Source organism: Mycobacterium kyorinense, assembly GCF_002101735.1.
GTDB lineage: Bacteria > Actinomycetota > Actinomycetes > Mycobacteriales > Mycobacteriaceae > Mycobacterium > Mycobacterium kyorinense.
Genome location: NZ_LQPE01000084.1, coordinates 1 through 7,262, shown reverse-complemented (window position 1 = coordinate 7,262; position 7,262 = coordinate 1). Strand labels below are relative to the sequence as shown.

The window sequence follows — 7,262 nt, the reverse complement described above, 5'->3', positions numbered from 1 at the left end:
GCCAGATTCATACGTCCGTTCCTACAGCACACCACCGACAGCTACCGACCACTCAACCCGCAACAGCTGGCAGCCCCGCGCCTGCCGAAGCGAGGCACCGGGCTCCGCAGCCGCGGGAGATATGGCCGGGATTGGCAGAAGCACTAGTGCAGCCAGCCGGCGCGATACACAGCTGGCACGGCACCGCGACAACCGGAACACAACGGCAGCAGCAACATACTCAAGTGTCGAAACCAGCAGCGCGCATCCGTCAGTGAAATACTGACGGGGTGGCAACTCGACCCAAGGTGCATCGCTCCGAGGTCGAGTTGACCATCTCCAGGATCGCACGGCGGCGCGCAAAAGTGGATGACCCATGCCGCGAGAAATTGCCGGATTCACCAGACTCCGATCCTCGTGAAGTGCTCGACTACCTGCGTAAATACAGCGGGCCAGACATTCCGCGTTGGGTTCTACAGGCCGACGTGTGCGACGCGCTTATCCTGAACAACTGGCTGTGGTGGGAAGACCGTCGCCGCGAACTGCACTTCCTCAAAGCAGGACGGGGTCTGAACCTTTTTCTTTCCCAGCTCGGCGCCCAGCTGGGCGTCAGCAAACAGGGGGTCCTCGACCGCATCGATCGGTTGGAAGCACTGCTGCACTACGACCGGCCCGACGAAAAGATCACGAGGGCATCGCGGCGCGCGGAGCGAGAGCGACGGGAGCGGTCGCCCGCCGAGCATGCCTGGCTGAATGCCCGGAGCGACGAACTGCGTGCGGTCATCACCGACTTGGTTGACCATGCCGATCGCTTTGAGATCGAGGAGCGCGAGTGGATCGACGAGCTCGAGATCGATGGACGCAGCGACGACTTGACCAACGCCACAATGGTGATCATGGGGCTCGCCACCGCCGAGCTTCGCACCGCGCCAGCCGTCCTGAAGTTAGACGGGAACCGTCCTCGTTCCGTACACACTGTGCTGGCCCGCGCAGACGAGCTCCGCAGCCAATTCGCCGCGCTCGGCTCCGCTACGGCACGACGCGCAACTTCGTAGTCGAAGATCTCGAACGCCGCGCGCGGGCTGGGCGCCCCTGTCGGGCTGGATATCGATCGGTTCCGCCAAACCCATCCGCCCCGGCGCCACCGAGGCCGCCCGGGGCCGTATTTCACAAGCTGAATGGCCTGCCGCACCCCCTCTGGCCTGCTGAAACGTCGCAAATTCGCCACAGCGCAACAAACAGCGCCACCAGCTGGGGGAAGTCCCGGCGAAGGCCTGTGATCGCTCTACGGGGCTCTCAGGCGGCAATTCTTGGTTTTGCGTAACAACGCCACCGGCGCGCGATCGGGTTTCCCCAGTTCGCGGCGGTCGAACACCGTCGATGCAAGACGGCGCGCAGTTATAGCCCGCCGCACGTGACAACCTTCGCGAGGTTGACCGCGCGCAAGACCGATCATGATTAGGCCCTGATGCCGTGGGCGCGCTGCGAAGTATCGAGGCCCCTGCCTGATACCAATACATATCGCGACGTAAGAGAACGCGAGCAACACCGCGCTACAGCATGGCAGCCCCTGTTGGCCGTCCAACGCGGGCGGGACCAGAGACCTGAATATCAAACTCACAGCATGACGCCCTCAATCTAGCTCTGGCTCGGTCTCACGAAGAACGGGTCCGTCAGGGCCCGACGTGGGAAGCGCACGACGCGCAGGATGCGCGGCGCGGCCCGCAGCGTTGGAAGAACCCGGCATGGGTTGGGAAGACCGGCCTTGAGAGCCGGCGGAGAACAATCGCGCTAACGAAGCGAGCTCTGACGCCGAGTTCTCCATTGCCTGCCCGTGTGGCCGGGCGGAATTGCTGCACAGCGGCGAGGCCGCTGGCGTGATAGCTGCAGAGCAGACTTCAGCACCTATCTTGCGGCCATTCGTCGAGTGCCACAGAACGGACTAGTAATGCAGGTGAGCATGATAGACCGCGCTGAATGGCGCGCTTGATAGGACGCGTTTCTCCACGCGGACGGCAGCGCGCAGAGACGCGTTTGCTGCGCCGCCCTGTTGCGCGCCGGTAAGCGCGCTTGATAGCGCGCTATAGAACACGCTGCGTACCGCGCGTGTCCAGCGCGAGGTCGATCGCGATTAAGCAGGCGTATTACCGCGCGTACGCAGCGCGGGTACAACGCATTAATAAACGCGCGGCCAACGCTGCTAGAATGCGAATAATAGTGCGCGATGATGTGCGGAGGCCGCGTGATGAAAGCGCTTACATCGACGCCTCGACCGCGCGCGGGCCACACGTGCATAACGCGTAGTTCAGCGCGTGCCATAGGCGTTGACCGCGCGTGTGCCACACGTTGTATTTCGCGCGGTACACGCGCAGATACCGCGATCACCGCGCGTGTAGACACGCGGAACACGCGCGCTAGACACACGCAGGGCACGCGTTTATGCTGCGACGGTATCGCGCGTCGCGCGCGAGAACCCCGCGCGAGCAGTGGTGTCGTCGTGGACACGATCCAAACGAGAAGGCAAGGGACCAAGCCCATGGCAGTAACGACCGGCCCAGCTCCGACTGTCACCAGCGTCGTGCCAACGCCATACCACGCGGTGGCATTCGCCAATGGAAAAGGGGGAGTAGGTAAGACCAGCCTTGCGGCCAATGAGGCGGCCCTGTTCGGTATGGGCGGCTACCGGGTGCTGCTGGTCGAACTCGACATGCAGGGAAACTGCGCTCGCGATTTCGGCTTGCCGGTCGGGGAGTGGGAAACCGTTGAAGACCTCATCGCCAGCAACGGCGAGGCGCATGCCGCCGCCCTGATGCTCCCGGGCGCGCCTAGCGCGCCACCACCGTTCTACGAGGCTGTGCGCCCAGGCGTTGACCTGATCGCCGGCGGGTATGCGTTGGAGCGCATATACAAGTATTTCGCGTCCAACGCGGCGACCCAGAGCCTGCACGCGGCACTGATCGCAGAAATTGCCAGCCTGAAACGGACCTACGATCTGATCTTGATCGACGCCCCTCCCGTGGACATGACCGCGATGGACGCGGTGCTCCGCGTAGCGGGAACCGTTATTGTCCCGATCCGCGCCGACGATGCCAGCATCGATGGGCTCTCGGTAGTTGCGCGCCATTTCGAGGCAGCACGCCAAGACAACCCAGCATTGATGCTTGGGGGAGTGGTGCGCTTTGGGCTCGGTAGCTCCTCAACCCGCATCGCTGAGCGTGTGCAGACCACCGTCGACGAGATTCTCGGGGGAGCAGCACCTGTTTTCAAAAACATCATCCGGCACTCGGATGCCGCGACGTTCGACGGCCGCCGCCACGGTCTGATGGCCTTCGAGCTCGAATCCGCCAGCCGGGTTGCACAACGTGACCGTCTCAAGCTGTTGCGGTCAGGAGGGCTGCGGGCAGGAACGAACTCGCAAGACAAGGGTGGGGTATCGACTGGTGCGGCGAGCAGCGCCGGACTGGCCGAGGACTACGAAGGCCTTGCTGAGGAAATCCTGCAACGCATCAATGAGCTGTCCACCCAGTACACGGAGGTGTGATCATGGCAGAGAAAACCCATAAGAGCCTCCAGAGCACCTTTGCAGCGCCACCGCAGCGCGGAACCAAGCTTCAGGGGATGCTCCGCTCACGAACGCAGGAGCCGGAGGCCCCGGCAGACGAACCGCAGGCGGTACCTGCGCCACCAGCCGCCGAGGTACCGTCGACACCGGCTCCGACCAGCAGCGCCCCGCAACTTGCGCAGCCGCAACAGACGGCGACTACGCTGCCGGCGCCCTCAGCCCCCGCTGACATGGGCAGACTTGTTGAGCAGCCTGAGACCGGTACGGTCTCGGTGTACCTGCGACCACGGGCGTATCGCGAACTCGTCGACAGGCGTCAGAGGAAGTTCCGCAGCTACGCGCAGACCGTCTACGACGCGTTCGCGTTTGTCCGCGACCAGGCCAAGGACGAGCAGAAAAATCCCACCGCGGCACTGGCGGCCTTGTTCGCGACAACCGCCGCCGATGATCCCTGGCTGATGCCCGAGCCTCAGTCGGCCAAAAACGCTGCCGAGCCAACCGTCGAAGCAAAAATCGCCTTCAAAGCCCATGAGCGCCAATGGATTAAACAGCGCATGAACGATGTCAACGCGACGCACATGTCGCCGTTCCTCGCTACCGTCCTTGAGCACTTTCTCCTGCACGGAAAGAACTAAGGCAAGGGCGCCGAAGCCGGACCATTCAGACAAACGGGGGGGGAGCCACAATGCGGACTAGCCGCCACGGGGCGCGCTGCTACAGGAGGGACAAGTCGTGACCACCACGGCTGCCATCGACGCGCCTGTCCGGAACGCCGGACAAGGAGTCTCGCGCGATGCGGGGCATGAACTGGAATCTTCGTGGGACGTTCGAGACGAGGACCCGCATGCGGCGGCATTGGCCCGAACGAAGACCAAGACCGATGCAATCCGCTACGCGGTCGGGGTATTGGCCGGCGCGCCACCAGCACGAGTCATGGCGTGGCTGGCCGGCTACGGCATCTCGGTGTCCCGAAGCAAGGTATCCCCCGAGGTCAAGGCGTATCGGGATGCGCACGGGCTGACAGAAGATGCTTCCACGGCGAGCGGCGCGCCAATCCCTTACACCGGACACCCGGCCGATCAAACACCCGCGGCCGGTCACGGCCTTAACACCGGCGCGGAAATGCCCGCGGCATCAATGCCACCGGCCGCGCCGGCCGCCGACGAAACTGACACCGTTCGGGGTGACGACACCGTCACGGCCCCTGTGACCGTCCCCGACGTCACCGGCAACGCCGCGGATAACCGAATTGCAGCCGCTCTACCCGAGTCCGGGCGGCGCCGCGAGGAACGGTCGCCATGGATGGCGTTCGCCTGCTACGCAGTCGCGGTGGTATCACTGCCCGTGTCGCTGAACACCTCGTGGCGGTTTTTCGACCTAGTCCTCCACATTCCCACCGCCGACGGCGAGCGGTTCACCATGTTCGCCGTGGCCGAGCTAGCGCTCGTGGTGTGCGGGGCCGGCATGGCAGTCAATGTCCACCGCGACGGCCAACCCGGCTCCTTCCGAACCATCGTGTGGGCCATGTGCGCCGCAATGGCCTACATGGCATGGGCCATGTCCACCCCCGGGGAAGCCATCGGCCGCATCTTGCTCGGCCCGGTACTCGGCACCGTAATGCTGCACCTCGGACTCGGCCTCGCCCTACGGGCCCGCCACCATCAGACAAGCATGCTTGCCCGCATCACCCGCGAGCTGCGCGAACGATGCTTGTCGCGACTCGGTCTGGCCGACGATGGGCGCGACGCCGCCCAGCGCACCCGCGACCGCAAGGCCTACCAGGCGGCAGCACTATCACGGCCCAGGCAGTGGCCATGGTCACGCCAAGCCAGGCTCGAGCGCGCGCTACTCGCCGCCGGAGTCGCCGACGACCACGCGATGCGCGACCGGATGCTCGCACGACTGGCAGTAGTCCGGCACGCAAGCGCATTGACCACCCTCACGACGCCCTCACCGTGGTAGACCAGACCGGGAATGTGCATGACCAAGGGGCCGTGTCCGCCGGCCCGAGTGTGCGCGCGCATCGCCTGGACCCCGCGCGCATGACCCGCGAGGCGGACCCGCTACGAGTCCGTGTCGGCGAATCCTACGACTCGGGCGTCCAGCGCTGGCCAGGCGGCCCCGAGCTGATCTTGACCACCGACGGGTGCGTTCTCCTCGTCGACTACATCTCGCCCACACCGGAACAGATCGACGAGTTCGAAACCGCTGACACGCATTTCGCGTGGGTCGACGCCCGCTACAACGGCATCCTGTGCTACCGATTCGGCGCCTCGCCCTGGAAGTGCATCCCGTTCAACCCCCACAGGGACACGCCGCCTGGGAAGGGTCCCGGAATGCCCGCGCTCGCACCGGGACAGCATCTTCCTGTGACTGTCGGACTGGCCGACTCAGACTCACCGGTTCTGGCCACGCGGATAGTCAAATGGCCCGAATATTTCGTCAGCGCTGTAGGTGCAACCGTGAGGCGGCTTTCCGCAGCTCCGTTCGACGCCGAGAACACGGTGAACGAGTCCAACTATCTCTACGTATTCGTTGGCGATGAGCGACTGGTACAGCGAGCGGCAGTTCGGTCGGTGTCAGCCAGCGACGCCTGATGTCAGGCCGGCTAATGTGCGGTTTTCGCTTGAATCTGGGGCACCGTTCTCATCGAAACTGGGGCACGTGGCCGCGTGATTGATGACTTAGCCTGTTCGACACGCTTCAGGAAATCAGCGCCGGCCGTTTCGCTAAGCGCTGCCCTGCCGATATTCCCGATGGGCTCGGCAAGAGCCGCGATCGGAAGCCACTGAACGAGTTCCGGCAACACAATGCTTTCTGGCTGCTGCACGGTGACGACCATAGCCATCGTGCAGCCGGGGATTTCACCGGGAACGAAGGGACAACCGATCACCCGTCCGGTAGCCGCGGCGAGGTGGATCGTGTTCGAAAGTACGACCACGTACAGGTCATGGTCACTATCGCTGCGTGGCGTGATGTCGCCGGGGGCGATCACAGGCCGGCGGACCGATTCGCCTGATAAACCTTGTCCGCGTAGGCGTCAATATCGAGTGCTGGGACGGTGCACGCAGTGTAGTTCTCGAGCGAGATTCGCAAGTGCTCGTTACGTAAGGCTCGCTCGATCATCTCGGAACTATTCAAGCCGGCCGCGTGGGCGTCGGCATCGGCCGCCGCAAGTACGGCCTGATCTATCGTCACCGAAATCTTATCCTTCGCCATCCTATTTTTAGTGGGACACTTGTTCCCACGTTCCGGCGCCCGCGCCCCGATGCGGCCCGGGTGGTTCACGATCGGAACGATGCGCCTGTAAAGGCGAATCGGCGCACTATCACACACAGTTCATCAACATGACCATCTCCCAGCGGTGTGGCGGTTGTTCGTGTCGATGGGTAGCGCTGCGCACACCGGCCACCGATGCGCTCCGAGGGGGCCGGTCGCTTTAGCGGCCGGGGGAATCGGGGCGTGGGTGAACAGTGTGGTCAGGCCAGTTTTGTCGGTGTCGTCTCGTAGGGTTCTGGGTGTGTCAGGTCAGCGGTTTCGTCGCACGCCGGGAGGCGTGTGCTCGCTGGGTTTGCATTTGGTGTGGTGCCCGAAGTATCGGCGACGGGTGTCGGTGCTCGGTGCCGCCGCCCGCTGGGACCGCCGGGAGCGTCCCGGGGAGTGGTGTAAGTGATGGCGGCGTGTCGGTCCCTGACGTAAGAGGGCCATCGCGTGAGTCTCT

Annotated in this window: 7 protein-coding genes and 1 pseudogene; 6 read left to right on the top strand and 2 right to left on the bottom strand. The window is 64.1% G+C overall.

The window, feature by feature from the left end:
* Positions 1–269 precede the first annotated feature (269 nt).
* From AWC14_RS10210 to AWC14_RS28145, 5 genes are all read left to right on the top strand, one after another.
* Positions 270–1,034: a hypothetical protein gene (locus tag AWC14_RS10210; RefSeq protein WP_084264285.1), complete on the top strand. Its 765-nt coding sequence runs from the start codon at positions 270–272 to the stop codon at positions 1,032–1,034.
* A 1,481-nt stretch (positions 1,035–2,515) separates the two neighbouring features.
* Positions 2,516–3,520: a ParA family protein gene (locus AWC14_RS10205; RefSeq protein WP_158089888.1), complete on the top strand. Its 1,005-nt coding sequence runs from the start codon at positions 2,516–2,518 to the stop codon at positions 3,518–3,520.
* Between the two features lie 2 nt (positions 3,521–3,522).
* On the top strand, positions 3,523–4,176 hold the full coding sequence (locus AWC14_RS28150; protein ID WP_139807279.1) for a hypothetical protein: 654 nt from the start codon (positions 3,523–3,525) through the stop codon (positions 4,174–4,176).
* A 97-nt stretch (positions 4,177–4,273) separates the two neighbouring features.
* The gene (locus tag AWC14_RS29545; protein WP_236724182.1) at positions 4,274–5,503 is read left to right on the top strand and encodes a hypothetical protein; all 1,230 of its coding nucleotides are present in this window, start codon (positions 4,274–4,276) and stop codon (positions 5,501–5,503) included.
* Positions 5,497–6,138, top strand: coding sequence for a hypothetical protein (locus AWC14_RS28145; RefSeq protein ID WP_142281658.1), 642 nt, complete (start codon positions 5,497–5,499; stop codon positions 6,136–6,138). Before AWC14_RS29545 ends, AWC14_RS28145 begins: the two co-directional genes overlap by 7 nt.
* Before the next feature lie 122 nt (positions 6,139–6,260).
* Here the strand turns inward: AWC14_RS28145 and AWC14_RS10190 are convergent.
* Both AWC14_RS10190 and AWC14_RS10185 read right to left on the bottom strand, forming a co-directional pair.
* Positions 6,261–6,536, bottom strand: a pseudogene (locus AWC14_RS10190) (toxin); the annotation flags it as partial.
* Positions 6,533–6,760, bottom strand: a complete 228-nt coding sequence (locus tag AWC14_RS10185; RefSeq protein ID WP_084264287.1) for a ribbon-helix-helix protein, CopG family — start codon at positions 6,758–6,760, stop codon at positions 6,533–6,535. The gene AWC14_RS10185 and the pseudogene AWC14_RS10190, both read right to left, overlap by 4 nt.
* A gap of 301 nt (positions 6,761–7,061) precedes the next feature.
* Between AWC14_RS10185 and AWC14_RS28625 the strand changes: the two genes are divergently transcribed.
* Positions 7,062–7,214 carry a hypothetical protein gene (locus AWC14_RS28625; RefSeq protein ID WP_158089887.1) on the top strand — a complete coding sequence of 51 codons (153 nt, stop codon included), beginning with the start codon at positions 7,062–7,064 and terminating at the stop codon, positions 7,212–7,214.
* Positions 7,215–7,262 lie beyond the last annotated feature (48 nt).

Coding starts and splice junctions, on each gene's coding strand:
- AWC14_RS10205 (WP_158089888.1), top strand. CDS start 2,516: ATGGCAGTAACGACCGGCCCAGCTCCGACTGTCACCAGCGTCGTGCCA.
- AWC14_RS28150 (WP_139807279.1), top strand. CDS start 3,523: ATGGCAGAGAAAACCCATAAGAGCCTCCAGAGCACCTTTGCAGCGCCA.
- AWC14_RS10185 (WP_084264287.1), bottom strand. CDS start 6,760: ATGGCGAAGGATAAGATTTCGGTGACGATAGATCAGGCCGTACTTGCG.